Origin of the sequence: Sunxiuqinia indica, from assembly GCF_009847015.1 — a bacterium.
Classification (GTDB): domain Bacteria; phylum Bacteroidota; class Bacteroidia; order Bacteroidales; family Prolixibacteraceae; genus Sunxiuqinia; species Sunxiuqinia indica.
In genome coordinates this window covers 348,699-375,003 of the sequence record NZ_WVEM01000003.1, presented here as the reverse complement: position 1 = coordinate 375,003, position 26,305 = coordinate 348,699, and the positions used below count along the sequence as shown (strand labels likewise).

The 26,305-nt window shown below is 40.1% G+C and carries 23 protein-coding genes; 13 read left to right on the top strand and 10 right to left on the bottom strand.

What is annotated here, in order from left to right:
* Nucleotides 1-90: 90 nt before the first annotated feature.
* Nucleotides 91-1,398 carry an OmpA family protein gene (locus GR929_RS22070; protein WP_159518178.1) on the bottom strand — a complete coding sequence of 436 codons (1,308 nt, stop codon included), beginning with the start codon at nucleotides 1,396-1,398 and terminating at the stop codon, nucleotides 91-93.
* Nucleotides 1,399-1,607: 209 nt separating this feature from the next.
* Here GR929_RS22070 and GR929_RS06760 point away from each other — a divergent pair, with 209 nt between their 5' ends.
* The 3 genes from GR929_RS06760 (at nucleotide 1,608) to GR929_RS06750 (ending at nucleotide 3,710) form a co-directional block, all read left to right on the top strand.
* Nucleotides 1,608-2,147, top strand: coding sequence for a 3'-5' exonuclease (locus tag GR929_RS06760; protein ID WP_235934116.1), 540 nt, complete (start codon nucleotides 1,608-1,610; stop codon nucleotides 2,145-2,147).
* Between the two features lie 109 nt (nucleotides 2,148-2,256).
* Nucleotides 2,257-2,706 carry a cupin domain-containing protein gene (locus GR929_RS06755; RefSeq protein ID WP_159518177.1) on the top strand — a complete coding sequence of 150 codons (450 nt, stop codon included), beginning with the start codon at nucleotides 2,257-2,259 and terminating at the stop codon, nucleotides 2,704-2,706.
* Between the two features lie 8 nt (nucleotides 2,707-2,714).
* Nucleotides 2,715-3,710, top strand: coding sequence for a Gfo/Idh/MocA family protein (locus tag GR929_RS06750; protein WP_159518176.1), 996 nt, complete (start codon nucleotides 2,715-2,717; stop codon nucleotides 3,708-3,710).
* Nucleotides 3,711-3,780: 70 nt separating this feature from the next.
* On the opposite strand, the gene rplT is transcribed toward GR929_RS06750, so the two are convergent.
* The 5 genes from rplT to GR929_RS06725 all read right to left on the bottom strand — a co-directional run bounded on the left by rplT (nucleotide 3,781) and on the right by GR929_RS06725 (nucleotide 8,227).
* Nucleotides 3,781-4,125: a 50S ribosomal protein L20 gene (rplT, locus tag GR929_RS06745; RefSeq protein ID WP_159518175.1), complete on the bottom strand. Its 345-nt coding sequence runs from the start codon at nucleotides 4,123-4,125 to the stop codon at nucleotides 3,781-3,783.
* Between the two features lie 102 nt (nucleotides 4,126-4,227).
* A complete protein-coding gene (gene rpmI / locus GR929_RS06740) occupies nucleotides 4,228-4,425 on the bottom strand; it encodes a 50S ribosomal protein L35 (protein ID WP_159518174.1) in 198 nt (65 codons plus the stop codon).
* A 25-nt stretch (nucleotides 4,426-4,450) separates the two neighbouring features.
* Nucleotides 4,451-4,972 carry a translation initiation factor IF-3 gene (gene infC, locus GR929_RS06735; RefSeq protein ID WP_159518173.1) on the bottom strand — a complete coding sequence of 174 codons (522 nt, stop codon included), beginning with the start codon at nucleotides 4,970-4,972 and terminating at the stop codon, nucleotides 4,451-4,453.
* A 62-nt stretch (nucleotides 4,973-5,034) separates the two neighbouring features.
* Nucleotides 5,035-6,984, bottom strand: a complete 1,950-nt coding sequence (gene thrS, locus GR929_RS06730) for a threonine--tRNA ligase (protein ID WP_159518172.1) — start codon at nucleotides 6,982-6,984, stop codon at nucleotides 5,035-5,037.
* A 157-nt stretch (nucleotides 6,985-7,141) separates the two neighbouring features.
* The gene (locus GR929_RS06725) at nucleotides 7,142-8,227 is read right to left on the bottom strand and encodes a DUF6588 family protein (protein WP_159518171.1); all 1,086 of its coding nucleotides are present in this window, start codon (nucleotides 8,225-8,227) and stop codon (nucleotides 7,142-7,144) included.
* A gap of 285 nt (nucleotides 8,228-8,512) precedes the next feature.
* On the opposite strand from GR929_RS06725, the gene GR929_RS06720 reads away from it, so the two are divergent.
* Complete coding sequence (locus GR929_RS06720) at nucleotides 8,513-10,732, top strand: S9 family peptidase (RefSeq protein WP_159518170.1); 2,220 nt, start codon at nucleotides 8,513-8,515, stop codon at nucleotides 10,730-10,732.
* A gap of 14 nt (nucleotides 10,733-10,746) precedes the next feature.
* Here GR929_RS06720 and GR929_RS06715 read toward each other — a convergent pair whose 3' ends face one another.
* Entirely contained in the window at nucleotides 10,747-12,003 is a 1,257-nt protein-coding gene (locus GR929_RS06715) for a class 1 isoprenoid biosynthesis enzyme (RefSeq protein WP_159518169.1), read from the bottom strand.
* A gap of 175 nt (nucleotides 12,004-12,178) precedes the next feature.
* Between GR929_RS06715 and GR929_RS06710 the strand changes: the two genes are divergently transcribed.
* Nucleotides 12,179-12,826, top strand: coding sequence for a YkgJ family cysteine cluster protein (locus GR929_RS06710; protein ID WP_159518168.1), 648 nt, complete (start codon nucleotides 12,179-12,181; stop codon nucleotides 12,824-12,826).
* 24 nt (nucleotides 12,827-12,850) lie between these two features.
* Here GR929_RS06710 and GR929_RS06705 read toward each other — a convergent pair whose 3' ends face one another.
* Nucleotides 12,851-13,264, bottom strand: coding sequence for a hypothetical protein (locus GR929_RS06705; protein ID WP_159518167.1), 414 nt, complete (start codon nucleotides 13,262-13,264; stop codon nucleotides 12,851-12,853).
* Nucleotides 13,265-13,359: 95 nt separating this feature from the next.
* Between GR929_RS06705 and GR929_RS06700 the strand changes: the two genes are divergently transcribed.
* From GR929_RS06700 to GR929_RS06690, 3 genes are all read left to right on the top strand, one after another.
* Nucleotides 13,360-15,777: a TonB-dependent receptor gene (locus GR929_RS06700; protein WP_159518166.1), complete on the top strand. Its 2,418-nt coding sequence runs from the start codon at nucleotides 13,360-13,362 to the stop codon at nucleotides 15,775-15,777.
* Nucleotides 15,778-15,781: 4 nt separating this feature from the next.
* Nucleotides 15,782-16,564, top strand: a complete 783-nt coding sequence (locus GR929_RS06695) for a PhzF family phenazine biosynthesis protein (RefSeq protein ID WP_159518165.1) — start codon at nucleotides 15,782-15,784, stop codon at nucleotides 16,562-16,564.
* Nucleotides 16,565-16,723: 159 nt separating this feature from the next.
* Nucleotides 16,724-18,754: a thioredoxin domain-containing protein gene (locus GR929_RS06690; RefSeq protein WP_159518164.1), complete on the top strand. Its 2,031-nt coding sequence runs from the start codon at nucleotides 16,724-16,726 to the stop codon at nucleotides 18,752-18,754.
* A 4-nt stretch (nucleotides 18,755-18,758) separates the two neighbouring features.
* Here GR929_RS06690 and GR929_RS06685 read toward each other — a convergent pair whose 3' ends face one another.
* Both GR929_RS06685 and GR929_RS06680 read right to left on the bottom strand, forming a co-directional pair.
* Nucleotides 18,759-19,406: an MOSC domain-containing protein gene (locus GR929_RS06685; RefSeq protein WP_159518163.1), complete on the bottom strand. Its 648-nt coding sequence runs from the start codon at nucleotides 19,404-19,406 to the stop codon at nucleotides 18,759-18,761.
* A gap of 37 nt (nucleotides 19,407-19,443) precedes the next feature.
* A complete protein-coding gene (locus tag GR929_RS06680; RefSeq protein WP_159518162.1) occupies nucleotides 19,444-19,644 on the bottom strand; it encodes a YwbE family protein in 201 nt (66 codons plus the stop codon).
* A 178-nt stretch (nucleotides 19,645-19,822) separates the two neighbouring features.
* On the opposite strand from GR929_RS06680, the gene GR929_RS06675 reads away from it, so the two are divergent.
* The 5 genes from GR929_RS06675 to GR929_RS06655 all read left to right on the top strand — a co-directional run bounded on the left by GR929_RS06675 (nucleotide 19,823) and on the right by GR929_RS06655 (nucleotide 26,295).
* Nucleotides 19,823-20,236 carry a hypothetical protein gene (locus GR929_RS06675; RefSeq protein ID WP_159518161.1) on the top strand — a complete coding sequence of 138 codons (414 nt, stop codon included), beginning with the start codon at nucleotides 19,823-19,825 and terminating at the stop codon, nucleotides 20,234-20,236.
* 343 nt (nucleotides 20,237-20,579) lie between these two features.
* Complete coding sequence (locus GR929_RS06670; protein ID WP_159518160.1) at nucleotides 20,580-20,987, top strand: hypothetical protein; 408 nt, start codon at nucleotides 20,580-20,582, stop codon at nucleotides 20,985-20,987.
* Nucleotides 20,988-21,143: 156 nt separating this feature from the next.
* On the top strand, nucleotides 21,144-21,725 hold the full coding sequence (locus GR929_RS06665) for an RNA polymerase sigma-70 factor (protein ID WP_159518159.1): 582 nt from the start codon (nucleotides 21,144-21,146) through the stop codon (nucleotides 21,723-21,725).
* 74 nt (nucleotides 21,726-21,799) lie between these two features.
* A complete protein-coding gene (locus tag GR929_RS06660; RefSeq protein ID WP_159518158.1) occupies nucleotides 21,800-22,819 on the top strand; it encodes a FecR family protein in 1,020 nt (339 codons plus the stop codon).
* Between the two features lie 155 nt (nucleotides 22,820-22,974).
* Entirely contained in the window at nucleotides 22,975-26,295 is a 3,321-nt protein-coding gene (locus GR929_RS06655) for a TonB-dependent receptor (RefSeq protein ID WP_159518157.1), read from the top strand.
* Nucleotides 26,296-26,305: the final 10 nt, after the last annotated feature.

Below are 26,305 nucleotides of genomic sequence, written 5' to 3'. Positions count from 1 at the left end.
ATTATCCCTTATTTACAGGATCATTAAACAAGCAAAAAGAGCCCTGCATATGCAGAGCTCTTTTCTAACTTCTATGTTATTTGTCATTCATTATTCAGCGGCTTTAATCTCTACTCGTCTGTTTTTAGCTCTTCCTTCCTCTGTATCGTTAGGGGCGACCGGATTAGTTTGCCCGAGAGGAACAACTTTAACGATTCTCTCAGCAGCCACACCTTTATTCACAAGATAGTTACGAGCGGCATCTGCTCTTTTTTCCGATAGATCCATATTATATTTAGCCGAACCAATTTCATCAGCGTAACCATATAGCTCAATCTCCACTGATTCATCTTCATTCATTATTTCAGCGATATCATCCAGTTCTTTTTGAGCAGATGATTTCAAATCATACTTATCAAATTCAAAATGAATGGAACTGAATTCAAATGTTGCAATTGGGCATCCTTTATTATCGATCGGTCCTGCTTCATTCGGGCAATCATCTTCTTCATCAACCAATCCATCACCATCGGTATCAATTGGGCATCCTTTTTCGTCTACTTTATAACCTTTTGGTGTATCAGGACATTCATCTTCTTTATCAATTACACCGTCACCGTCAGTATCCGGACAACCATCAAACTCTTTTAGTCCCGGTGTATCAGGACAGTCATCATCTTTGTCAGCAACTCCATCTCCATCCCGGTCTGGACATCCATTCAGGGCAAGTTCACCCGGTTCGGTTGGGCAATCGTCTTTATAATCAGGCAATCCATCGCCATCGGTATCCACAGGACATCCATTTTCATCAACAACGACTCCTTGAGGAGTATCCGGACAATCGTCTTTACGATCTGTAACACCGTCTCCATCAGAATCTTTCTTCTTCCCGAAGCTAATTTCGATTCCTGCAACTCCTTTAAAAAAGCTTTCAGGCAATACATTTTCTTCATCCGCTTTATCCTCACTTAGGCCATTAATATATCCGCCTTCAACAAATAAAGCGATACTTGAACTTAACGGAAATTTAAAGCCTGCGCCTGCATCGAAGTTAAATCCGGAAACCTCATTATCCTGAATCAGACCTGGGCCCCCATAAAGGTATGGCTGAATGCCACTGTTTTCATTCAGAATATAGCCATTGTTCAACTTATACCTTAAATTAAGGAATGTTCCGCTAATATCAAGCGTGTTATCAACTTCTGAATTTGACAAGCCCAAATTGTTTAAAAGCATCAAATCAAATGACGAGTTCAAGTACCTGCTCAAATAAAACTCGGTCATAATGCCGGTACCCTCAAGCGTGTTACCGTAATAGGCTCCACCACCAAGTCCAACAGCCCACTTTTTATCAGCTGTTTGTGCTTGAAGCAATAATCCCATGCTTATAAAAAAGGAAAGTAAAAATATTCTTTTCATAGTGTACTAATTAAATGAATGGTTTTTAATAAATATTTCAAATTTTCTGTTATTGTTAATAACAACAAGCTTAATGAAAATATGTTTTAACACAATACTAAAATGCTCAAACCTGAATTCAATTCAGCACCAATCAGCACCACCATGCATTTTTCGTTTAATAAAACTAAAGCATTTTTATTACTTTCACCAAATAAAAAATAAAAAATTTGTTCAGTATTATCGATATAGAAACAACAGGACAGCGTGCGCAGCAAGAAAAAATCACTGAAATTGCCATCTACGTGCACAATGGAACCAAGGTTATTGACTCCTATAGCACCTTGGTTAACCCGGAATGTCACATCCCCTATTTCATCACAAAACTTACCGGGATTGACAATCAAATGGTTGCCAACGCCCCCAAATTTTTTGAGATTGCCAAAAAGGTTGTGGAGATAACCCAAGGAACAACTTTCGTAGCGCACAATGTTAGTTTCGATTACAAATTTATTCAGCAGGAATATTTACGGTTAGGATACGAGTATAAGCGTAAAACAATGTGTACTGTAAAACTTAGTCGCAAATATCTACCAGGCCATTCTTCGTACTCGCTCGGAAAATTATGCGATGATCTTAGTATAAAGATTGATGGAAGACACCGCGCCGGAGGAGATGCCTTGGCCACTGTAAAGCTTTTTGAAATTATTTTACAAAAGCATGTTAATCCCTCACTGAATGGTCAGCCTGTTCAAAGAAAATTATTCTAAGTCAGATCGCGATGTTTGTTGAGTTTAATTACCAACAGTTTTTTTACTAACTTAACAATTCAAAATTGAGATTTTCCGATCATTCAATAACTTAACTCTCTAACTAAAGATGAAAAAGCTTAACTACTTACCAATTCTAGCACTTCTGCTATTATCCGTATTGTCAATTGAGTCCGACGCCCAACAAAATACGGAAGGCAAACCTCTTGTAGAAAATCAATTTACCATTGAAAATTGCGTGAATAAGTTCGACATGAATAAAATTGATAAAACAAGTGTTGGATATCAGTATTGGTTTGTTGATAAAGAATTTCTCGATGGGCGAACGTTAAAAATGAGCGTTGTTGCTCCTCATCAGGCAACTCATGCCCCACACAGACACGCAGAGGATGAGTTCTTCTTTGTTCTGGAAGGTGAGGCTCAATTCTATCTGGATGGGAAAACGACAAAAGCCGCTGCTTACTCAAGCTTCTATTGTCCATCGGGAGTTGAACATGGCATTGAGAATATTGGTGACACAGAGCTCAAATATTTAGTGATTAAAAAATATCAGAAATAGAAAAGGATATGCAAGCAAAAATTAAATGGGGAATACTGAGTACAGCCAAAATTGGAGTTACCAAAGTCATTCCGGCAATGCAAAAAGGCCAGTATTGTGAAGTAACCGCAATAGCTTCTCGCAATATCGAAAAGGCAAACCAGGCAGCAGATCAACTTGACATTCCAAAGCGCTACGCCTCATATGAAGATTTGTTGGCTGATCCTGAGATTGATGCCATCTACAACCCCCTGCCCAACCACATGCATGTTTACTGGACCATGAAAGCACTCGAGGCCGGAAAAAATGTGTTATGTGAAAAACCGATTGGCATGAATGCCGATGAGGCTAAGGCATTAGCTGATGCAGTTAAGAAATATCCTGAGTTAAAAGTGATGGAAGCATTTATGTACCGGTTTCATCCACAGTGGGAAAAAACTTACGAGCTCATACAAAGTGGCGCAATCGGGAACGTAATAACAGTTCAATCCTTCTTTTCCTATTACAATGTTGATCCCCACAACATTCGTAACAAACCTGATGTTGGAGGTGGTGCATTAATGGATATTGGTTGTTACTGTATCTCTTTCCCTCGTTTTTTATTTGACGAAGAGCCTTCAGAAGTTACTGGCCAAATGGATTTTGATCCGGCTTTAAAGACGGATCGTTTAACTTCCGGCCTACTATCTTTCCCGTCCGGGAAAACCAGCAGCTTTACTTGTGCTACTCAACTCATGCCACATCAGCAGACCAATATTTTAGGAAATCAGGGCCATATTGTTGTTGAAATTCCGGTGAACGCCCCACCTGAAGAAAAAACCAGAATAACACTGCGCACAAAGGAAAAGACCGAAACGTTTACATTCGAACCAATCGACCAGTACACAATACAAGGTGATGCATTTTCGAATGCGATTCTTCGCAACGAACCAGTTCCAACACCGTTAACCGATGCTATCGGAAACATGCAAGTTATTGATGCAATTATTGAAAGTTCGAAGAAAAAGCAGACTATTTCATTGTAAAATATAGGGCATAAAAAAACCTCGCAAATTGCGAGGTTTTCTATATCTATCACACCTGATGATTGTTAATCTATTTTACTTTTTCAACTACAGCTTTAAAAGCCGCAGGCTGGTTCAAAGCTAAGTCTGCTAAAACCTTACGGTTAATCTCAATGTTGCTCTTTTTCATCAAACCAATTAATTGAGAATAACTTAACCCTTCCTGACGTGCTGCAGCGTTAATACGTTGAATCCACAAAGCGCGGAAGTTTCTCTTTTTTGTTTTTCTGTCACGGTAAGCGTATGTTAACGCTTTTTCGTGTGCATTTTTTGCAACTGTCCAAACATTTTTACGGGCACCCCAGTATCCTTTAGTTTGCTTGAGGATTTTTTTTCTCCGAGCCCGAGATGCTACATGATTTACTGATCTTGGCATAATCTTTAATTTGTGAGTGGCTAGCGTCCCGACTTTTACGGAATCTTTACAGCTATACCCTCTGTTTTTTTACTTAAATTACTTTCGAAAAGGAATTATTCGTTACTTCATGTTAAGCATCAGCTTCACATTTTTCTCATCAGCTTTATCAACCGAACCCCAATAGGTTAGGTTTCTTTTTTGCTTGGTGCTTTTTTTAGTCAAAATATGACTTTTAAAAGCATGCTTCCTTTTCAGTTTTCCAGAGCCGGTTAATTTAAACCGTTTTTTTGCGCTGGATTTCGTCTTCATTTTTGGCATCTTGTCTTAATTTTATATCGAAGAATTACTTCTTCTTTTTAGGTGCAATAAACATCGTCATTCGTTTCCCTTCCAGGCGGGGCATTTGCTCTACCTTTCCAAGATCTTCCAATTCGGTTGCAAAACGCAAAAGCAAAATTTCACCTTGTTCTTTAAACAAGATTGAGCGCCCTTTAAAGAACACGTAAGCTTTCACTTTAGCTCCCTCTTTTAAAAACTTCTCAGCATGCCTTAACTTAAATTCAAAATCGTGATCATCCGTATTCGGTCCGAAACGAATTTCTTTAACCACAACCTTAACTGCTTTGGCTTTCATTTCCTTCTGTTTCTTTTTTTGTTGATAAAGAAACTTCTGGTAATCTATAACTTTACAAACCGGAGGATCAGCGTTTGGTGAGATTTCAACAAGGTCAAGTTCCATTGAATCCGCAATTTTTAATGCTTCAGACAATGAATAAACTCCTTGTTCTTCAATATTCTCTCCAACTAAACGTACCTGCTGAGCACGTATACGTTGATTAATGTTGTGCTGTGGACCCGTGTCCACTCTTCGTCCTCCTCGATATGGGCGTTTTTTTATTGCGATATGAAAAACCTCCTATTTCTTTTTTAGTTATAAAATGATGCTAATTGTTCTTTAACTTCTTTTTGGATGAATTCAGCAAACTCTTCTTTGGTCATTGTGCCCTGATCTCCTTCTCCTTGTTTTCTCACGGCAACCGCTCCCGACTCTGCTTCTTTCTCTCCAACTATCAATAAATACGGGATACGTTTCAACTCATTATCCCGGATTTTACGGCCGATTTTCTCATTCCGGTCGTCAATTAGGGTGCGAATATCGGAATTATTTAGAAAATTTGAAAGATTTTCTGCGTATTCATTGTACTTTTCGCTGATTGGTAAGATAACAACCTGCTCTGGAGTTAACCACAATGGGAATTTTCCGGCAGTATGTTCAATTAACACAGCCACAAAACGTTCCATCGATCCAAACGGTGCACGGTGAATCATAACCGGACGGTGACGATTATCATCAGCGCCAATATACTCCAATTTAAAACGCTCGGGCAAGTTATAATCAACCTGAATGGTTCCCAGCTGCCAGCTTCTACCTAATGCATCTTTGATCATGAAATCAAGCTTCGGACCATAAAAAGCGGCTTCTCCCAATTCAGTAACTGTGTTTAATCCTTTTTCTTCAGCGGCTTCAATAATCGCCTGCTCCGCTTTATCCCAATTTTCAGAAGAACCGATATACTTTTCAGGTTTTTCAGGATCACGCAATGATATCTGTGCTGTGAAATTTTCGAAGTCCAATGCCTTAAAAATAATAAAGATGATATCAATTACCTTTTTAAACTCGTCTTTCAACTGATCCGGCCGGCAATAAATATGTGCATCATCCTGAGTGAAGCCGCGAACGCGGGTTAATCCGTGCAACTCGCCACTTTGTTCGTAACGGTAAACAGTGCCAAACTCGGCCATACGAACCGGCAAATCCTTGTACGATCGCGGTTTAAATTTATATAATTCACAGTGATGAGGACAGTTCATTGGTTTCAACATGTATTCCTCGCCTTCTGCCGGAGTTTTTATCGTTTGAAATGAATCAGCTCCGTACTTGGCATAGTGCCCCGAAGTTTTATATAAGTTGATATCTCCAATATGCGGAGTAATTACCTGTTCGTAACCAAATTTCTTTTGTACTTTTTTCAAAAAGTCTTCCAATTGCTGGCGGAGCATTGCGCCCTTAGGCAACCACATTGGCAAACCCTGTCCCACTTCCTGCGAGAAAGTAAACAGTTCCATTTCTTTACCAATTTTCCGGTGATCTCGTTTCTTTGCCTCTTCAAGCATAACCAGGTACTCTTCCAAAAACTTCTGCTTTGGGAAAGTCACACCATATACCCGAGTAAGCATTTGGTTCTTCTCATCACCACGCCAGTATGCTCCAGCAATAGAGGTTAGCTTTACCGCTTTGATATAACTGGTATTTGGCAAGTGAGGGCCACGGCACAAATCAGTAAAATTTCCTTGATTATATAATGTGATTGTTCCGTCTTCCAGCTCACTGATCAACTCCTGTTTCAGTTCATCGTCTTTTTCGGTGAACATCTGAATGGCTGCATCTTTCGATATATCCTGACGGACAATCTCATTTTTTTGACGCGCCAGCTCAATCATTTTTTTCTCAATCTTTTCCAGATCTTTTTCTGAAAGTTGTTTTCCCTCAGGAAGATCCACATCATAATAAAATCCTGTATCTACTGTGGGACCAATACCAAATTTCGTTCCGGGAAAATAGCTTTCTATAGCTTCTGCCATTAAGTGAGCCGAAGAGTGCCAAAAGGTTTCTTTTCCTTCGCGGTCATCCCAAGTATGCAATTTAATACGGGCATCTTCTGTAACCGGACGGTTTAAATCCCACACAGAACCATTTACAGTAATTGCTAAAACCTCTTTTGCCAAGCGGTTACTAATCGATTTGGCGATCTCAATTCCGGTAACTCCACTTTCATATTCCCTAACACTGTTATCAGGTAATGTTATTTTAATCATCAGTATCGAATTATGGATTTTATTTTCAGGGTGCAAAGATAATTATTATTAACTGATAGCGACAAGGGTTAGCCAATAATTTAAAAGTCAATAAAAACACAAGAGGCGCATCAAAGCACCTCCCGATCTATTTTACACATCAATCTAATTAAAATTATTATCGCACACTTAATGAAACTCCTGCATTTAACGAAGTATACTCCGCTTTATTAATAGAGCCAAAAACGTTGAAAAAGCCTAGTTTCATTCTCAAACCTGCATCCAAACTTATACGCGACGACTCAAAGCTGAGATTAATCGGATCAACTTCTTCCTTGACTTCAGTAATTTGATTTCCTTCTATTTCGACAGCAACAGGATAGCGTCCCCGCAAGTCGACAGTTGTTTTACTTGAACTATTTCCAATACCTCCGAAGAAAGTAATAAAAGCGATCTTTTTCGAAACAATTAAACCTATTTTCATCGTATTGGTGTTGATATCCAACTCCTGATTTTCATCAGGCTGGTATCCGTCAGGAGTGCTAAATGACTTGTTCACCAGATAATCTTCTAACTGAAAATCGACGCCGGTACTCGCATCAATATGAGAATAAGCAGCAAAGACTGCAGCATCAAAAGGCAAATTCTTTAAAACGGGCATCCAATCCCTGAAACTATTCTTCACTCCAATTCCAATCAAACCAACGCGAACGTCTTCTTCTTCATCACCCTTTTGGTTGAAATGCAGATTTGGAACATAGCGAAACATAAAATCAGTATGGGGTAAAAGCCCAAAACTCAACTGAGCCATCGGAATTGGAACATTGTCCATATCAATTCCCGGAGGGCTGTGAAACGACCCCAATGTATCACCTGGGTTAGTTGCGTTCTGATCAAGAATATTAATCTTGGGGCCCCACTCTTCTGCACCAGCAACGGTTTGTGCTATACTATTTGCAGGATCATCCAAATACACATTTTGCAAACTGATTTTTCCAAGATCAAACGTTTTCGCCGATTCGGGAATACGAACCGCAGTTATACTCATCGAAAAATCGAATCCAAACCGCTCATGGGTTTCGGCAGTGTAATACCAACCATTATTCAGTCCATCGCCAAGTGAATATGCAAAAGGTTTCAGATAACCCTGAATCATTTTACTGGCATCAACCGATCCCGCTTTAATAAATTCAGTTACATCAGATTGGGCAGAGGCTATTTGTCCGCTAAATGCAATAATTAATAGAACTACAATTTTTTTCATCCAATTAAAATTAAAAGATTTCAAAGCTACTGTATATAACTCCCTCATTTTAATTATGCTTGTTTGTGAAGCATTCTTGCATGGTCGTTTCATATCGCTGAAATCCGTTTTCGGTTCATATTTTGTTCATCCACTTTCAAAATCACATTTTACTTGCAATGAAAATAACTGATTTTGCGTGTAATGTTCCGCAAAAATACGGACGTATTTCGAGAATTTTTATTGTAATCAACTTTCATTTTTGAAAAAAAAAACAAAGCTTTGAAGACTAAAATAAGTTTTATCATGCATAACATCCTCATAACAGTATTCCTTTTTATCGCAATAGGAAACCCTTCAATAGCACAAAAGAAATTAACAATTGCTGATTTCCAACAAAAGAACACGTTCAGCCAACAGGAGGTGGCCGGGCTTCAATCATCAGCGAATGGACTGTATTACACAACGTTGGAAGACGGAAAACGCATTGTGAAATACAGCTACAAAGATGGGGAAAAGATAGAGACGGTTTTCGACCTGGACAAAATAGAAAATGCACCAATCAGTTATTTTTCAGCGTATTCATTTAGCTCCGACGAAAGTAAAATTCTTTTAACAACGGAAAAGGAGAAAATTTATCGCCATTCATACACCGCTAACTATTTTGTTTGGAATTCAACGACCGAAGAAATCAATGAACTTTCGTCGAAAGGAAACCAGCGCGAGGCAACTTTTTCGCCGGATGGTGAACGGATTGCATTTGTTCGCGACAACAACATCTTTGTAAAAACATTACGTTTTGGAACTGAAAGCCAGGTAACTCACGATGGTAAAAAAAATGAAATAATAAATGGAGTCCCTGATTGGGTTTATGAAGAAGAATTCTTTGATTTTCAAGAAAATGACAAGCCCTTCTCGACCAAAGCTTTTGCCTGGTCGCCCGACAGTAAATTTTTAGCTTACGTTCGGTTTGACGAAACGGAAGTGAAAAATTTCAAGCTACAAACGTATAAAGGGAAAGATTCTTCATTTTCAGAAAAAGCCCAATATCCGGGAGAATATAATTACAAATATCCGAAAGCAGGTGAAAAAAACGCTACCGTTTCGGTATTTGCCTACGAGATCAAATCGAAAACTAAAGTTGAAGTCGATCTGGGTGAAGAAACAGACATTTACGTTCCTCGTCTGAAATGGACGGCTGACGCTAATGATTTAGCGGTTTTCAGATTAAATCGCCGTCAAAATAAACTCGACGTATTATTTGCAAATCCGTTCACGGGAGATACCCGCTTGTTTTTTACCGAAAAAAACGACCGTTACCTTGCTGTGGAATTTCTTGATGACTTTATCTTTTTGCCCAACAATGATTATTTTGTGGTAAACAGTGAGCGTGATGGTTATTCGCATCTTTATTTATACGACCGTCAAGGCTTTGAGGTGCGACAATTAACCGAAGGGAAATACGATGTAACCGACTTTTACGGTTTCGACTCAAAAAAGAAAATCTTCTATTATCAGGCTGCTAAAAAATCTCCAATGCAGCGAGAAGTTTATTACACCAGCCTGGATGGCAAGAAACAAGGAATTTTAACTCCAACAGAAGGAATAAATGAAGCTGTTTTCAGCAATGGATTTCAATACTTTATTAATGAATTTACAAATTTAACAACACCAAAAACCTTTAGCTTGTACGACAATGATGGCGATTTGGTGCGCGTTTTAGAGGATAACAGCGAATTGAAAGATAAACTGGCTAATTATTCCATTCCTGAAAAATCCTTTTTCAGTTTTGAAACCTCAGAAGGAATCAGTTTGAATGGATGGATGATCAAACCACTCAATTTCGACAAAACTAAAGAATATCCGGTGGTAATGACCCAGTACAGCGGCCCTAACTCACAAGAAGTACTAGACAAATGGGGCGTAGATTGGTACAACTACCTGGCACAAGAAGGCTACCTGGTAGCATGTGTTGATCCAAGAGGGACAGGCGCCCGGGGCGAAGATTTTCGCAAAGTAACCTACATGCAATTGGGAAAATACGAATCAGATGACCAGATTGAAGCCGCAAAATACCTGGGGTCACTACCGTATGTTGATGCCTCTAATATTTCAATTTGGGGATGGAGTTATGGCGGCCAAATGACACTGCTTTGCATGGAAAAAGGTGGAGATATTTTCAAAGCCGGAGTTTCTATTGCTCCGGTTACCCATTATAAATTTTACGACACTGTTTATACCGAACGATACATGCGCACGCCTCTTGAAAACCCGGATGGCTATAACGACAATGCCCCTCTAAACCACCCTGAAGGGATTACCGGGCGCTTGCTATTAATTCATGGCTCGGCTGACGATAATGTCCATCTTCAAAATACATTGAAAATGGCTGAAGCATTAGTACAAGCCAATATTCAATTTGACATGGCCATATACACGACCGCCAATCATGGAATTCACGGAGGAAACACCCGCATGCACTTGTATACGAAAATAACAGATTTTCTAAATAACAATTTGAAATAATTGAAAATGCTGGACTAACTGTTCAGCATTTCTTCTTTGCAATTGTCTTGTTCTTTTACTGAAAAAGCATGCTTCTCTATTTTTTCAAGCAAAATATGCTTTTGAGGGATGAAGAATTTCCGTCGACGCTCAACATAGTCGAATGACAAAGGAGCCACCGTTTCCAGCTCTTGCTGAAACGACTTACTGTAATACTGAGCATCAACAACGACCGACTCAACAAAAAACAACAGAATACTTTTTTGCAGCAGTCCTTTAAAATCGAGATCCACCCGATCCAATATTTCTTTGGAATAATCCAGCACCTGCTCACCAAAATTATAGGTTTTATAAACTATGGCATCCAGCTTTTGATCTTTTGCCAGAAGAGAGAAGGTGGTCATCAATCCTCCTTCCAAATCTTCTTTCACATCCTGAATATCGTCCAGCAACTGCAAGTAAGCACCATAGCCAAACAGAAAATCCTTCTCCTCAGCAGTAAGCTTTCCGGCCACTAAATAGCCGTCAGCTAACACGGATGCTCCTCCTTTTGCCAAACAAATATTCAATGCTTGCTCTGGTGTCACTGCGTCATGCTGCAACTGCATACTATCGGTTTGTGCCCGATGAATTCCCAACAGCGATTCGAACACCTCCGGATAATCATTACGATCAAACTGCCCTTCAATCAATTCAATCATGTGATAAATCTTCCGCTCCTGCTCGCTTTTTGCTTTAACCGGCTTTCCTGCAATGCGATTAGCAAACCGCTGACTAAATTCATATTTATCGAACGTTGAAATACTCGGATCGTCCACATAATTATCGGTATACGGATACAACATACTGTAAGCAAAAACAGAGGGGGTCAACTCAACCGGATAACCTAAAATCAACTGCAGGCCGTTCATAATCCAAACGTTCCGGCAGGCTTGAAATACACTTTCTACGGGCAACTCCGGATCAAGATCACGTACTTGTTTCGAAAATGCCTTTGTAGATTTCATCATTTCAGCAGAAAACATCAAATTGATCTCGTTGTGTTCATACGAAAATGCATCTTGAAATAAGGCGCGCAACTGCGTCAATACAAATTCGTCGAACCAGTCGGATTCTGCAAGAGCAGAAATTTCATCGTCGTCCAATTTCTTCATCGACATAAAGAACCGATCAACAAAAGCTTCCTTACTCTTCTTTTCGCAACCACCAATGGGATTTCCAAAATTGGCATTCGAATCATTAGTCTGATACCAAATGTTAGCAAACTTATTAGTTAATTGCAGCACTTCCATGGTTTTCTAGTTTTGGATAATGCTAACAAATAAAAACAATCCAAACTTTAAGCACGCTAGTTTTCCGACAAACTCATGCCATTTATCGATAAACAAGCTGAAGGATAAAAAACGTTGTCGATCGATTCCGACTAAAAAATACAGTTCAATTTTATACCTTGCGAAAAAAATTACCATGGCAGAAGGGTTATCAGAACACGAACAGCTTTTTTACAACGATGGCTACCAACTGGGGTTGCAGGCGGCAAAAAACAATTATGCCGAGGACGATTTATTCCAAGCCATGGCACAAATGTACCACGCAATCGATCAACTGATAGAATCGTTATCGGCAATGGCTCAAAAGCAAGGCATAGCCATTCATTGCAGAAAGGGGTGCGATTACTGCTGCCGTCAGGCGGTATTTGCCAACTCCTACGAGTTGCACTATCTCCATCATTTTATCAAAAAGAACTTCAGCAGCGACCAAAAAAATCAGGCTCGGGAAAAAGCAATTGCAAAGAATAAACAAACTTCGGCATTAGAAGAAAAGGACATGTTGAATTTTAAAAGCCCATGCCCATTATTGAAAGATGGTTCGTGCACCGCTTACGAGGCTCGACCAATGGCATGCCGCATCTATCTTTCGACCAATGTTATCAGTTGTATTGAGTTTTATCAAAATCCGGAGAATGAAAATAACTACCCGGCACTATTAGATTTTCCATTAATGGCCGGCCGAATGATGAATGAAGGGTTCATAGCAGCTCTTAAAGAAAACGGCATTGATATAGCCGAATTTCGTTTAGAAGAAGGACTACTGAAAAATGTACTTAACGGATAGAACAACAGGCTCAATAAAAAAAAATCATCCTTTGAGTTTCAAGCGAAGGCTGGCTATTCGATCTTGCCGTTCCATCGAAAAACTTTGGCTTTCCTGTTCAGCAAAATCCAGCAGCACAATTGCTTTATGATAATACAGTTGCTGGCGTAAGAAGGTTTCATCAACCAAGGCCACATCTCCCAATTGCTCCAATAAACTGGCAAACTGCTCCATATTTTCCAGCGATATTAATTTCTCTTGCAACAGTTCAACAAAAGCCTCATCTTCCAAAAAAAGCAAATCTTTCAAAACCAAATCCAGTTCATCTTCCAATTCAGATGACACTTTTTGAATAGCAGCAGCCGGCTGATGTTCTTTCTTCTTCAATCGTAAGATCAGCCGGGCTAAAAATGCGCCCATTTCCTGAATCTGGTGCAGCAAGTAATCTCGACGTTCCATAATCACTATTGGTGTTTAACGAAATATAAAGATAAGCACAATTAATCAAAATAAAATGAGTTTATATAGATCAAAGAATTATTACTTTTGTCCGCATGAATTCCAGACACCTAATACTCTTCGTACTACTTTGTATTTTTACTTCGTCCCGGGTACTTGCACAAAGTAATAATGCAACGATCTATGGAGTGGTCACCGGCGAAAAAGGACAAGCCGTTGAATTAGCCAATATTTCAATTAAAAACTACCCGATTGGCACGGTAACCGATCGAAAAGGTGAATACCTGCTTCGCGTCCCCGCTGAAAAACAAGTCACCATCGTATTTTCGCTTTTAGGCTATTTGCCGCAAGAAAAAACAATTGAGGCAAATGCTGAGGAACGAATCGAACTAAACCTGCAACTGCAAATAAATTCGGAGGAAATTGGAGAAGTTCAGGTTTCAAGAAGTCGGAAAGGAAATGGGAATATTAGCCGCATTGATCCAAAATTTACCAATATTATGCCCGATGCTTCGTCCAGTGGAGTTGAAGCACTGATAAAAACATTACCGGGAGTTTCGTCCAACAATGAGCTCAGTTCTCAATATTCCGTTCGCGGAGGTAATTTCGACGAAAACCTGGTTTATGTGAACGATATTGAGATTTACCGTCCGTTTTTGGTTCGCTCCGGCCGCCAGGAAGGCTTGAGCTTTATTAACTCCGACATGGTTTCCAGTATTGAGTTTTCGGCTGGTGGCTTTGATGCCAAGTATGGCGATAAAATGGCGTCTGTTCTGGACATCAAATACCGCAAACCGACAGAATTTAACGGTAGTGTCGCTATTAGTATGCTGGGTGGAAATTTGCACGTAGAAGATATCAGCAAAAACAAAAAGTTAAGTTATACCGGAGGCGTACGCTACAAAACAAATCGTTATCTACTTGGCAGTCTGGATGAGAAAGGAGAATACAATCCTAATTTTGTTGACCTTCAAACTTACGTGACTTATCGTTTTTCTGATCAGTTTGATTTGTCGTTTCTGGGAAATGTCTCTCAAAACAACTACAATTTCATTCCTCAAACCCGCGAAACATCTTTTGGAACTTTTGAAACTGCTTACAACACCAAGGTCTACTTTGAGGGACAGGAAAAAGATAAGTTTCAAACATTGCTTGGTGCATTGTCTGCAAACTATCATCCTTCAAATGATCTGAACCTGAAATTTATTGCTTCAGCATTTCAAACCAAAGAAGAAGTGAACTATGATATTTTAGGAGATTACTACCTCAACGAGTTAGAGCGAGACCTGGCATCCGCGTCAGTTGGTGATAGTATTCTAAACCTGGGAATCGGGACTTTTTTAAATCACGCACGCAACAAATTAGAAGCGCACGTTTATAGCTTTTCGCACAAAGGGGCATACAACACCACCGATCACCTGCTAAACTGGGGCGTGAAATTTCAATTGGAAGATATTAACGACCGAATTAATGAATGGGAACTTCGCGACTCAACAGGTTACAGCGTGCCATATTCTGATGAAGAAGTGACGCTTGCAAGATTTGTTACAACAGACAACCAGATGCAAAACATGCGAATTACGGGGCACGTTCAAGACACCTACGCTATTCCAATCAACAGGGGCGAGCTTTATGTAACCGGTGGACTTCGATTTCATTATTGGGATTTCAGTAATGAGTTTTTGTTAAGCCCGCGTTTCGCATTTAATTACTACCCCGATTGGGAAACCAACATTTCGTTTCGAATTGCCGGCGGTAGTTACCAGCAACCTGCCTTTTTTAAAGAACTAAAAGATCGTGACGGTAATATAAATTCCGATGTGAAAGCACAGAAATCAACCCAGTTTGTTCTCGGCTCCGATTATTTATTCAGAGCCTGGGACCGGCCGTTTAAACTGACTTCAGAGGTCTTCTACAAAAACTTTTCGCACCTGGTCCCCTATCAGGTTGAGAATGTTCAAATTCGTTATTTAGGCGACCAAGAGTCTACCGGATATGCAACCGGCATGGACTTTAAAGTTAATGGAGAGTTCGTTAGTGGTGTGCAGTCATGGGCCAGCGTTTCGTTACTTCAAACCAAGGAAGATGTTGTTGGCGATGGTCATGGTTGGATACGACGACCAACTGATCAAAGAGTAAATGTGAGCTTATTTTTTCAGGACTACTTTCCGGGCAACCCAAGCTACAAAATGCACATGGCAGCCTTTTATGGGGCAAGGCTACCTACCGGACCACCAAATTCGGAACGTTATATGGACACCTTTAAAATGCCACCTTATCGTCGTTTGGACATTGGCTTTTCAAAAATACTTATCGGCCCGGAAACACAACACGGCAGCAAGTTACTCAGCAAAGTAAAAAACATGTGGGTTAGCCTGGAAGTACTCAATTTACTCGGCATCAACAACACCGTTTCCTATTTTTGGGTGTCCAGCAACACCGGCGATATGTATGCTGTACCAAACTACCTGACCAATCGAAAACTAAATTTGAAATTATCAATTAAATTTTAATGAGATGAAGCTTCCTATTTTTCAAGTTGATGCTTTTGCTGAAGAACTGTTTCAAGGAAATCCGGCAGCCGTAGTTCCTCTTGAAAACTGGTTACCCGATCAGTTGATGCAATCCATCGCGCTGGAAAATAACTTGTCTGAAACGGCCTTTTTTGTTCCAACGAAAGCCGGTTTCGAAATTCGATGGTTTACTCCAAAAGCCGAAGTTGACTTATGCGGACATGCGACCTTGGCCACGGCACACACCATTTTTCACGAAGCCAGTTACCCGTCTAACAAAATCACCTTTGGAAGCCGAAGTGGTGAACTTACAGTGGTGAAAAAAGATGAATTGTTGGAATTAAATTTCCCCGCTGATCATATCAATGAAATAGCTGAACCAACCGATTTAACCCATGCTATTGGATTGAAACCCCAAAAGTGCTTTCTAGGCAAAACAGATTATCTATTTATTTACGAAAAGCAAGAAGACATCGAGCAAGTGAATCCCGATTTTGGAACTTTATCAAAAACCGGAGCTCGCGGAATTATCATCACTGCCCCCGGAAAAGAGGTTGACTTTGTGAGCCGTTTCTTTGCGCCCGGAGTTGGCATCGATGAAGACCCGGTTACCGGATCAGCGCACACAACACTCACTCCATACTGGGCTGACAGACTGGATAAAAAGGAATTGTCGGCAAAGCAAATTTCTGAACGCGGAGGAAAACTTCAGTGCATCGTAAAAGGCGATCGCGTTTTAATCGCCGGCAAAGCCAAAACTTACCTCCGGGGCGAAATCTTTGTTTAAGCAGAGATTCTAAAAACTTCGTCTTCTTTCATCCTAACACATAAAGGAAAACTTTCCTATTCCGTTCTTGTTTCACTAGTTATAAGATCAAATCTGAAATGGCTCGTCGTGCTATTTACATGGAGCACAACAAGTTGTCATTCACAAAATCGGAAAAGGATGAAAAAACATCAATATACCAACCAACTAATTCACGAAACTTCGCCCTATCTGCTACAACATGCTCGCAATCCGGTAAACTGGATGCCATGGGGAGACGAAGCACTTGAAAAGGCAAAAAAAGAAAACAAACTGCTGCTCATCAGTATTGGCTATGCCGCCTGCCATTGGTGCCATGTCATGGAGCACGAATCGTTCGAAGATACAGCTATTGCTCAGGTAATGAACGATTATTTCGTTTGCATTAAAGTTGACCGGGAGGAACGGCCTGACATTGACCAGATTTATATGACAGCCGTGCAGCTAATGACGCAACGTGGCGGCTGGCCACTCAATGTCATTGCTCTGCCTGATGGACGACCATTTTGGGGCGGTACTTATTTCATGAAGGATGTCTGGATGAATACACTGCTGCAAGTGCACAACTTCCATCAGGAAAATCCTGATAAAACAGTTGAATACGCCGAACGACTAAAACAAGGAATAAGCGATAGCAATCTAATTCCGATTAGCAAAGAAGGTCAAGACATTACTATTGAGCACTTAAAACAAGCTGTTCAACATTGGCAGTCGAACCTTGATTATCAGGAAGGAGGCAGTGCCGGAGCTCCTAAATTTATGATGCCCAATAACCTTAGTTTTCTATTGCGATGGGCACATCAAGCCAATGATGCTGATATATTGGAATACGTCGAAACGACCTTGAGTAAAATGGCAATGGGCGGAATCTATGACCAAGTTGGAGGAGGATTTGCCCGTTATTCAACTGATGCCAATTGGAAAGTCCCTCATTTTGAAAAAATGCTCTACGACAATGGCCAGCTGCTTAGCGTGTATGCTCAGGCATTCAAAAAGACGAAAAATCCATTATATGCTGAAGTAATCAATCAAACCATTGACTTTCTAAAACGGGAAATGCGTTCGCCTGAACATGGTTTTTACTCTTCGTTGGATGCTGATAGCGAAGGTGAGGAAGGCAAGTTTTATGTGTGGAAGAAGCAGGAATTGCAACAACTGCTGAAGGACGAATTCGAGCTGTTTAGTAAGTATTACAATATCAATGCAACCGGTTATTGGGAAGACGGCAATTACATTTTGTTACGTCGTCATACAGATGAGACTTTTGCCAACGAAAACATGCTAAGTTTAAGCGACTTAAAAGATAAAGTAAAAAGCTGGCAAACAACCTTGTTAAAAGAACGTGAATCACGCATCAGGCCGGGGCTGGATGATAAGATATTAAGCTCGTGGAATGCGCTGGCAATATCTGGCTTGGTTGATTCGCATCAGGCATTGGGCAATACCGAGTTTTTGGAGCTGGCCGAAAAAAACATGCAATTTTTGAAAGAGAAACAAATGAGTAGCGATGGCACTCTAAAGCATTCTTATAAAAATGACATCAGTAAAATAGATGGTTTTCTGGAGGATTACGCGTTGATGATTCAGGCCTTGCTTGACCTGGTTGAAACGACTGGAAACATTCCCTATTTGGAAGACGCCAAACTACTGATGAATAAAACCTTTGAGCAGTTTTACGACTCCGAAAAATCGATTTTCTACTTTACACCAAAATCTCAAACAGATGTCATTAACCGAAGTATAGAAGTACACGACAATGTTATTCCGGCTTCAAATTCGGTCATGGCCAACAACCTGATTCGTTTGGGGCACTTAACGGCCAATCAGGATTATTTGAAAATAGCCGAACGTACGGTTTCAAAAATGATAGATGATTTCAAAAACTACCCGGGAGGTTATTCCAACTGGCTTCATGTAGCACTCGATTTTACCGACAAGCATTTTGAGGTCGTAATAGCCGGCGAGGATGCGATTGAAAAACTGAAAAAGCTACAGGAAAATTATCTTCCAAATTGCCTCTTTTGTGCGGGCACTACGGATAAGCAGCTTCCGTTATTGGAAAACCGGATTGTAAACGGGAAAACACTGATTTACATTTGTCAGAATAACACGTGCCAGCTCCCGGTTGAAAGCACAAAGGAGGCTTTACAAATAACCGCTACCAACGAATAAACCACTATTCTTTGGCAAATGACAAAAGCTTTTTCAAATCCTTGCGACAGGCTGTTGCCAGTTCAGGAATTTCAATGGCCTGTTGCAACTTTTTCACGTTATCAATTTCGTGGGTAAAAAGGGCAAATACCTCACTCAAACTCATATTATCTGGTGCCGACTGTTCAATAATCATTTCATCACCGACAGCAACCAGGCCACTTTCCAGAACACGAACATAAACGCCCGGATACGGAGATTCGAAAAATTCACGAACAGCCTTCTGACTTTCCATCCGAACACCCAGTTTAAAACATGGTTGACGCGGCTGGCTCACTTGCACCAACGCGCCTCCAAGTCGGTAAATATCTCCAATATGTATATTCGACTCGTCAATTCCTTCAATCGTCAAATTTTCACCAAACATCCCCCACTGCCAGTCGACATTCGGGTAACGCTCTTGCCAAAACGGATAGTTATTTGATCCATAAATGTAGCAGGCCTTATCCACTCCGCCATGGTAACGGCGATCAATCACATGGTCATCTTTTACATCTTCATGCTCCAATAATAGAGCTGAGTTCGTCGGATATTTATAAATTCCTGTTCTTACTTTTTTGCCGCGCCACTCGATTTCTACAGGCTGGCCAATGTTGGTAGATCGTACTATCATCGTATGTTTAGTTGTAATATTTAGTGCAGCTCACCCGTTAATCATCTTCGAGAATATTTTTCACCCGACCGACTTCTCCGGTCTCCAGCCTTACCTTTATTCCATGTGGATGATTCGGTGATTTCGTTAGAATCTGTGCCACGTATCCATCGGTCAACTCGCCTGTTCGTTGATGATGCTTTTGCACGATTTCAACATGACTCTCTAGCTGTATATTGCTCCGTTTTGTACCTTCCATCTTTTTTATTTTCGAAGAAACAATTATTTCGTGATATTAAAAAATTACTATGAATTAGAGGCAAAGAATATTACAGATATAGAAAAGCTGATATTCTTTTCCCATTTTCACAAAAACAAATATCAGAGTTTTTTGTCTTTATCTAAAAAAATGAAAGTATCTACAAAATTCGGGAGTTATGACGAATAAAAGAGACTGGGAATTTTCTTCTTTAAAAAAGAATGGTGGTCAGAGTACAAATGAAAATAACCCTATTCATCTGGAAAATTGTCCGCGCGGAGGGAATCGCTGTATCGATCAGCGATCAGAAATCAATAAGAGTATCAAAAGCTCCCACGAACTCTTTCAAGATCGTCAGTATAATCATTCCATTGATGAACTAAAGGCTGCCTTTCACAAAACACTTGATCTGCAAGATAGTCCATGCAATCAATGCGCAAACTTATTTCGGCATCGGATTTTAGAATCTATGGAGCAAGTAAATCAGGAATTGCGAAAAATGACAACAGGCTTATTCGGTTCCAGGCGTTACAAACCCAGTTACCAATATGCTGTTTTGGTGATGGAAGAACTCAAACAACTTAACAAATGAACTTGCAGTCAAAACGAAATCAGGCTATCACATTCACCCTCAGCTTTTAAAAATCATAAGTTCACCAAACTTCCACTCCTGTAATTAATGCTAATTGACCTAAGCGACCACATTCGACACAACATTCTTACTATAAATCGATAAAATGTTAAAAATCATTAAAACAAAATTGGGTGCCCCTTACCACTTCTATAAACATCTTGTATAACATACCGCTTTATATTTCCCAAATATTTAATTAGTTTTAAGCGTATATTAAAAATAGCAAAAGGGATTTCTATATTTTTTCGATTCGTGAAAAGGATAAGCAGTGTGTGCTAGTGATAATTTTAGTATAGAAATAATGAAAGAAACGAAGGGATGGATTTTTTCACGGCTAAGTGGAAAACGTGAAAGAATATTAAAAAGTGAACCGATACAATTTGTCAGCTGTCAATATAACGGACGTAAGTGCGCGAAAAAACGATCTGCAATAAATCAATGTCTGCTAAATTCTCAAGATTTTTTTGCTGACCGACAATATGATGACTCCATTGATGAGTTGAAATCGGCATTTAACGAAACGATCGATATCCAAGGATCTCCATGTACCAATTGTGCCAGTTTGTTCCGATCGCGTATTACGCAATCCATGGAGCAAATTCATGGAGAACTTCACCGCATGACTACCGGATTCTTCCGTTTAGATGACTACAAACCGAGTTATGAACTGGCAGATTCAACCATTAACGAATTTAAGAGTATCGATTAAAAAAGTAATTTATAATTTATTGCAAACAGGTTTCTATTTTATCAGATTTAGAAGACCTGTTTTTTTGTGCCTATATCGATCATGTTTCTTCCTACTCAAAAATTAGCTTTATTTGTAATTCAAATTAATTGACCCAACTCGTATAGTAGTTACTTGATGGTAAACAAATTCATAGAGAATGATGCATTTCTAATTCTGGCTTTAAAAGAAGGTCAGGAAAAAGCTTACGATTTTATCTTCAGAAAGTATTACAAAGCCCTGTGTGCTCAAGCAAACATTTACCTTAATGATCTTGACCTTGCGCAAAGCCTTGTACAGGATTGCTTTATAAAATTTTGGGAAAAACGAAATCAAGTCGATACTATTGAGAATTTATCTTCATATCTATCATTTATGGTTCGCAATAAATGCATCGACCATATACGTAAAGAGCCACATCATCATGAATTGAATAAGATTATAGCCAATAAGTCCAACGATCGTCAAGCTGATGCACAATTACTCTCTCATGAGTTTGAAGAGAAACTGGTGCAGGCACTTACCCAACTGCCCGACCGTTGCAGAATTGCCTTTGAATACAGCAGGTTTGAAAACCTGACCTATCCGGAGATAGCAAAAAAAATGGGCATCTCAGTAAAAGCAGTGGAAGGATTAATGAGTCGATCATTAAAAATGCTTCGTTCGAAACTACAAGACTACCTGCCGATTGTCATTTTAATTTATCGGATAACTCACTAAAAAATAAAAAAACAAGAATTAATCTAGGGTACTCCACCTATTTCAACGTCCTTAAGAAAAACAAAGGAATAGCCGTGGAGAAATTGCAGATCGAATCATTAATAATTAAAGACTTTTCTGGTCATTCAACCCCAGAAGAGAAACGAAAGATAACCAACTGGATCAATCAATCATCAGCCAATAAAAAATCATTTGAGGCTTACCGGAAACTATGGAAAGACTCCAGACTGCTGACTTTAAACGATAAGATTGATACAGAACTTGCCTTAAAAGAATCAAAAAAGGATATTCCTGAGTTCAACCGAAAAACACATTGGCTAACTTATTGGAAGCAGGCCGCAGCGGTTTTGGTTTTATCGGTATTCATAGCCTCTGCCTTCCATTTTCTCACCCGGCTGGATCAAAACGAAGACGAAGCTATTTACCAGGAAGTGAAAGCGGCTTATGGGACACAAACCCAACTTCAACTAGCCGATGGAACGACGGTCTGGCTAAACGCTGGCAGCCGACTGAGTTTCCCAACTTCATTTGAAAATCAGCAACAACGCAAAGTAACGCTGGTGGGTGAAGGATTCTTTGAGGTCACCAAGGACAGCAAGCACCCGTTCATCGTTTCTACCTCCCGCTTGGATGTTAGAGTACTGGGAACCTCGTTCAATGTCAATGCTTATGAAAATGAAGATGAAATAACGGTTGCTCTGAAAGAAGGAAAAGTCAGCCTGTTAAAAACGACCAATGGCAGTTCGAAACATGTACTCGACCTTGATCCCTTAGAGGTGGCCACTTACCAACGAAATACCAACAAAATTCTACACTTGAAAGAAACAGACCTTGATCGATACACAGCTTGGCGTGAAGGATTAATCGTTTTTTTTGATGATCCGATCGAAAAGGTCGTTTCCCGCTTAGGAAACTGGTATAATATAAAAATCGAAGTAAAAGATAAAGAACTATTGAAGGAACACATTACAGGCACGTTCCGGGATAATTCCTTAGAACAGGTGTTGCATCTCCTGAGCCTGATGTCACCGATAGACTATTACTTTGTTAAATCCGATGAGAACAAACAGAAAGTCGTTTTATCAAGAAAATAAACTCAATTGCTATAACTATTAATGAACTTGCCTATGTAAACTAATTGATAAAAAAAAACAGGAAAGTGTTGGCGCACTCCCCTGCTTCAGATCTTTAACCTGAACCACAAATTCAGGTCAGTTTAAAATTGTATTAACTAATACGTTACAAATCTATGGAAAAAAATGTAAATGTGCGGGGCTTCTTGCAAAAGATCGTCCGCTTAAGAGTTTTTATTATTATGAAACTAACCGTGTTTTTTATATGCTTCTCTGTCTTGAGTAGCATCGCTTCCGGAACCTACTCGCAAAGTTCAAAGATTTCTTTGGACCTTAATCAGACTTCGATTAAATATGCTCTGAAAGAAATTGAAAACACAACAAACTACTACTTTCTTTACAACAACGACTTGGTTGACGTTGACAAAACCGTAAGTGTTAAAATTTCAAACAAGAGTATTGAAGAGGTACTCGACAAACTCTTTCAGGGAGAAGATGTCAAATACATGGTGATGGATCGCCAAATTATTATTACTCCCGAAAAATCTCAGGAACAAACAGTTACAAAACAAGCTAAAATTACGGGTAAAGTAACTGATTCAGAAGGCAATTCTCTCCCCGGAGTTACAGTTGTTATTAAAGGAACCACTGTTGGAACAATTACTGACTTTGATGGAAACTACTCGATTGAAGCGGCTTCTAACGATGTGTTAATCTTCTCATTTGTCGGAATGGCCAGCCAGGAAATTCTGGTAGGAGACAAACAGAATGTTTCCGTAACTCTGAACGAAGAAGCAATTGGGGTTGATGAGATTGTTGTCGTGGGGTACGGTACCCAGAAAAAATCAGACATCACCGGATCAGTAACTTCAGTTTCGAAAGAACGCCTGCAAAAAATACCAGTATCTAATGTGATGCAAGCAGTGCAAGGTTCTGTTTCCGGGGTTAACATTCAGCAAGTGTCTTCTATACCCGGTGAAGCCCCTTCGATCTTGGTTCGGGGCGGAGGATCTCTTACTGCCAAAACCGATCCTTATGTTGTCGTTGACGGTATCCCTATCTCAAAAATGGGTGGCTCAATCAACGACATTAACCCAAATGATATTGAATCGATCGAAATTCTGAAAGATGCATCAGCAACTGCGATCTATGGGATGAACGGAGCAAACGGAGTTATTCTTGTTACAACAAAAAGCGGAGGGACGACTGAACCTCAGATTAGGTATTCAGGATATTTCGGTGTTGAAGAATTTGCCCATGTCCCCGAGATGGTGTCACCGGAAGGGTTGCTTGAGCGCTATGCAGAGGGAAACCGGATCAATGGTTCTCCGTTATACGAAGCGCCTGTTAAATATCAATACGAAGTGGAAAATTACGCAAACGGTCATACGATTGACTGGATTGATGAAGTCTCCCGAACAGGTATTCAGCAAAATCACAATGTCAGCATTTCAGGAGGTAACGAAGACATCAACTACTATGTTTCAGGAGACATTTTAGACCAGAAAGGTGTTGTAAAAGGCTATAATTACAAACGCTATTCTTTTAGAACAAACATTGACGCTCAGGTTACCAATTATCTAAAGGTAGGAACAAATTCTTCAGTTGTCGCACACAACAGAGATGGAGGCCGGGCCAATCTATTAAACGCGGAAGCCATGAGTCCATACGGCAGAATGTACGAAGAAGACGGATCGTATACGATTTACCCAATGTTTGGCGAAACCTTGTGGGCAAACCCTTTGCTTCCCACAACCAGAGACCCTGAACGCCGCGAGTTCAATGTCAATTTGAATGGTTTTGCCAACGTAACGTTTGGTGATATCTGGAAACCATTAAAAGGATTAACTTATAAACTGAATGCAGGCTATACTTTCAACCCCAGACGTACCAACACCTATAGTGGGCAATCACAAAACGACCTACTAGGAACAGCCGAGATTCACCATTATGAGACTCAGGCTTATACGATTGAAAACATCTTGCAATACAACCGCGACATCAATAAGCATCATTTTGACATCACCGCTGTTTACTCTTCTCAGGAACGTAATTACCAGGATAACTGGGCCCAGGCACGCGATTTTGTTAACGACGAGTTGGAGTGGAACAGAATGCAGGCTGGTGCAAGTTCGGCTGTAAGTTCTTATGCCGACCGGTATGCTGCGGTATCACAAATGGGACGTTTGAATTACTCATTTGATAGCCGTTACCTGTTTACCTTTACCGTTCGCCGTGATGGTTCATCTGTATTTTCACAAGATCTAAAGTATGGTGTCTTTCCATCAGTAGCACTGGGATGGAATATGCGAAATGAAAATTTCCTCAGTAACGCAAACAATATCACTAACCTAAAACTCAGACTATCATACGGGAAGGCTGGTAACGAGGCTGTTCAAGTATACCGGACATTTACAACCATGCGCGACGTGCAAATACCGTTTGGCGGAGCAACCAACATAGCCATGGTTACTGACCGACTAGGTAACAGCGACTTAAGTTGGGAAACAAAAGAAAGCTTCAACCTTGGATTGGATTTCGGTTTCTTCAATAACCGCATTAACGGAACACTTGATGTATATTCTGCCACAAACACGGATCTGCTACTGTCTCGAAAACTACCTGCGGCTTCAGGTTTTCCTGAGGTAACCGCCAATATTGGTGAAACTTCGACTAAGGGTATTGAACTTACTTTGAACACGGTTAATGTCAATTCAAATGATTTTCGCTGGAACAGTTCCATCGTCTTTTCTACCAATAGATCTGAGATCGTCGAGCTATATGGAGATGGAGAAGATGACTTAGGTAGTGGTTGGTTTATCGGTGAACCTATTGGGGTGATCCGCGATTATAAAATGTCAGGTATCTGGCAGGAAGACGAAATTGCCAACGGTGACCACTTAGATTGGGATCCGATCGCCAAGCCTGGTGATGTAAAAGTAGAAGACATTAGCGGTCCTGATGGAGTACCAGATGGCGTTATCACAGATGACGACCGTGCAATTCTTGGGCAAACTGCTCCAAAATGGACAGGCGGATTAACCAATACCTTTACTTACAAAAACTTCACTTTAAATGTTTTTATACAGACCGTGCAAGGCGCCATGCGTAACAATGCCCATATTGGTATGGCTTCAGACGAAATAGAACGCAGGAACAGTTTTGTTGAAATCGGATACTGGACTCCGGAAAATCAAAGCAACGAATGGCGTTCATTGAATAAGAATTCCAATCCTCATGGATATCGATTCCCTGTAAAAAACAACTTTACCCGGATAAAAGATATAACACTTAATTATGATGTTCCTGAAAGGATACTAGACAGAGCAGGATTGAACGCTTTAAGTTTGTATGTTAGCGGACGTAACCTCTACACTTTCACCGACTGGATTGGATGGGACCCTGAAGAAAGAAGCATTGGACGTGGTTCTGATAACTGGGAAATCAATTACCCGAGTGTGAGAACAATAGTATTCGGAATTAATCTAACATTATAAAGCTTACAAC

Coding starts and splice junctions, on each gene's coding strand:
- GR929_RS22070 (WP_159518178.1), bottom strand. CDS start 1,398: ATGAAAAGAATATTTTTACTTTCCTTTTTTATAAGCATGGGATTATTG.
- GR929_RS06755 (WP_159518177.1), top strand. CDS start 2,257: ATGAAAAAGCTTAACTACTTACCAATTCTAGCACTTCTGCTATTATCC.
- GR929_RS06750 (WP_159518176.1), top strand. CDS start 2,715: ATGCAAGCAAAAATTAAATGGGGAATACTGAGTACAGCCAAAATTGGA.
- rplT (WP_159518175.1), bottom strand. CDS start 4,125: ATGCCAAGATCAGTAAATCATGTAGCATCTCGGGCTCGGAGAAAAAAA.
- rpmI (WP_159518174.1), bottom strand. CDS start 4,425: ATGCCAAAAATGAAGACGAAATCCAGCGCAAAAAAACGGTTTAAATTA.
- thrS (WP_159518172.1), bottom strand. CDS start 6,984: ATGATTAAAATAACATTACCTGATAACAGTGTTAGGGAATATGAAAGT.
- GR929_RS06725 (WP_159518171.1), bottom strand. CDS start 8,227: ATGAAAAAAATTGTAGTTCTATTAATTATTGCATTTAGCGGACAAATA.
- GR929_RS06720 (WP_159518170.1), top strand. CDS start 8,513: ATGCATAACATCCTCATAACAGTATTCCTTTTTATCGCAATAGGAAAC.
- GR929_RS06715 (WP_159518169.1), bottom strand. CDS start 12,003: ATGGAAGTGCTGCAATTAACTAATAAGTTTGCTAACATTTGGTATCAG.
- GR929_RS06710 (WP_159518168.1), top strand. CDS start 12,179: ATGGCAGAAGGGTTATCAGAACACGAACAGCTTTTTTACAACGATGGC.
- GR929_RS06705 (WP_159518167.1), bottom strand. CDS start 13,264: ATGGAACGTCGAGATTACTTGCTGCACCAGATTCAGGAAATGGGCGCA.
- GR929_RS06700 (WP_159518166.1), top strand. CDS start 13,360: ATGAATTCCAGACACCTAATACTCTTCGTACTACTTTGTATTTTTACT.
- GR929_RS06695 (WP_159518165.1), top strand. CDS start 15,782: ATGAAGCTTCCTATTTTTCAAGTTGATGCTTTTGCTGAAGAACTGTTT.
- GR929_RS06690 (WP_159518164.1), top strand. CDS start 16,724: ATGAAAAAACATCAATATACCAACCAACTAATTCACGAAACTTCGCCC.
- GR929_RS06685 (WP_159518163.1), bottom strand. CDS start 19,406: ATGATAGTACGATCTACCAACATTGGCCAGCCTGTAGAAATCGAGTGG.
- GR929_RS06680 (WP_159518162.1), bottom strand. CDS start 19,644: ATGGAAGGTACAAAACGGAGCAATATACAGCTAGAGAGTCATGTTGAA.
- GR929_RS06675 (WP_159518161.1), top strand. CDS start 19,823: ATGACGAATAAAAGAGACTGGGAATTTTCTTCTTTAAAAAAGAATGGT.
- GR929_RS06670 (WP_159518160.1), top strand. CDS start 20,580: ATGAAAGAAACGAAGGGATGGATTTTTTCACGGCTAAGTGGAAAACGT.
- GR929_RS06665 (WP_159518159.1), top strand. CDS start 21,144: ATGGTAAACAAATTCATAGAGAATGATGCATTTCTAATTCTGGCTTTA.
- GR929_RS06655 (WP_159518157.1), top strand. CDS start 22,975: ATGGAAAAAAATGTAAATGTGCGGGGCTTCTTGCAAAAGATCGTCCGC.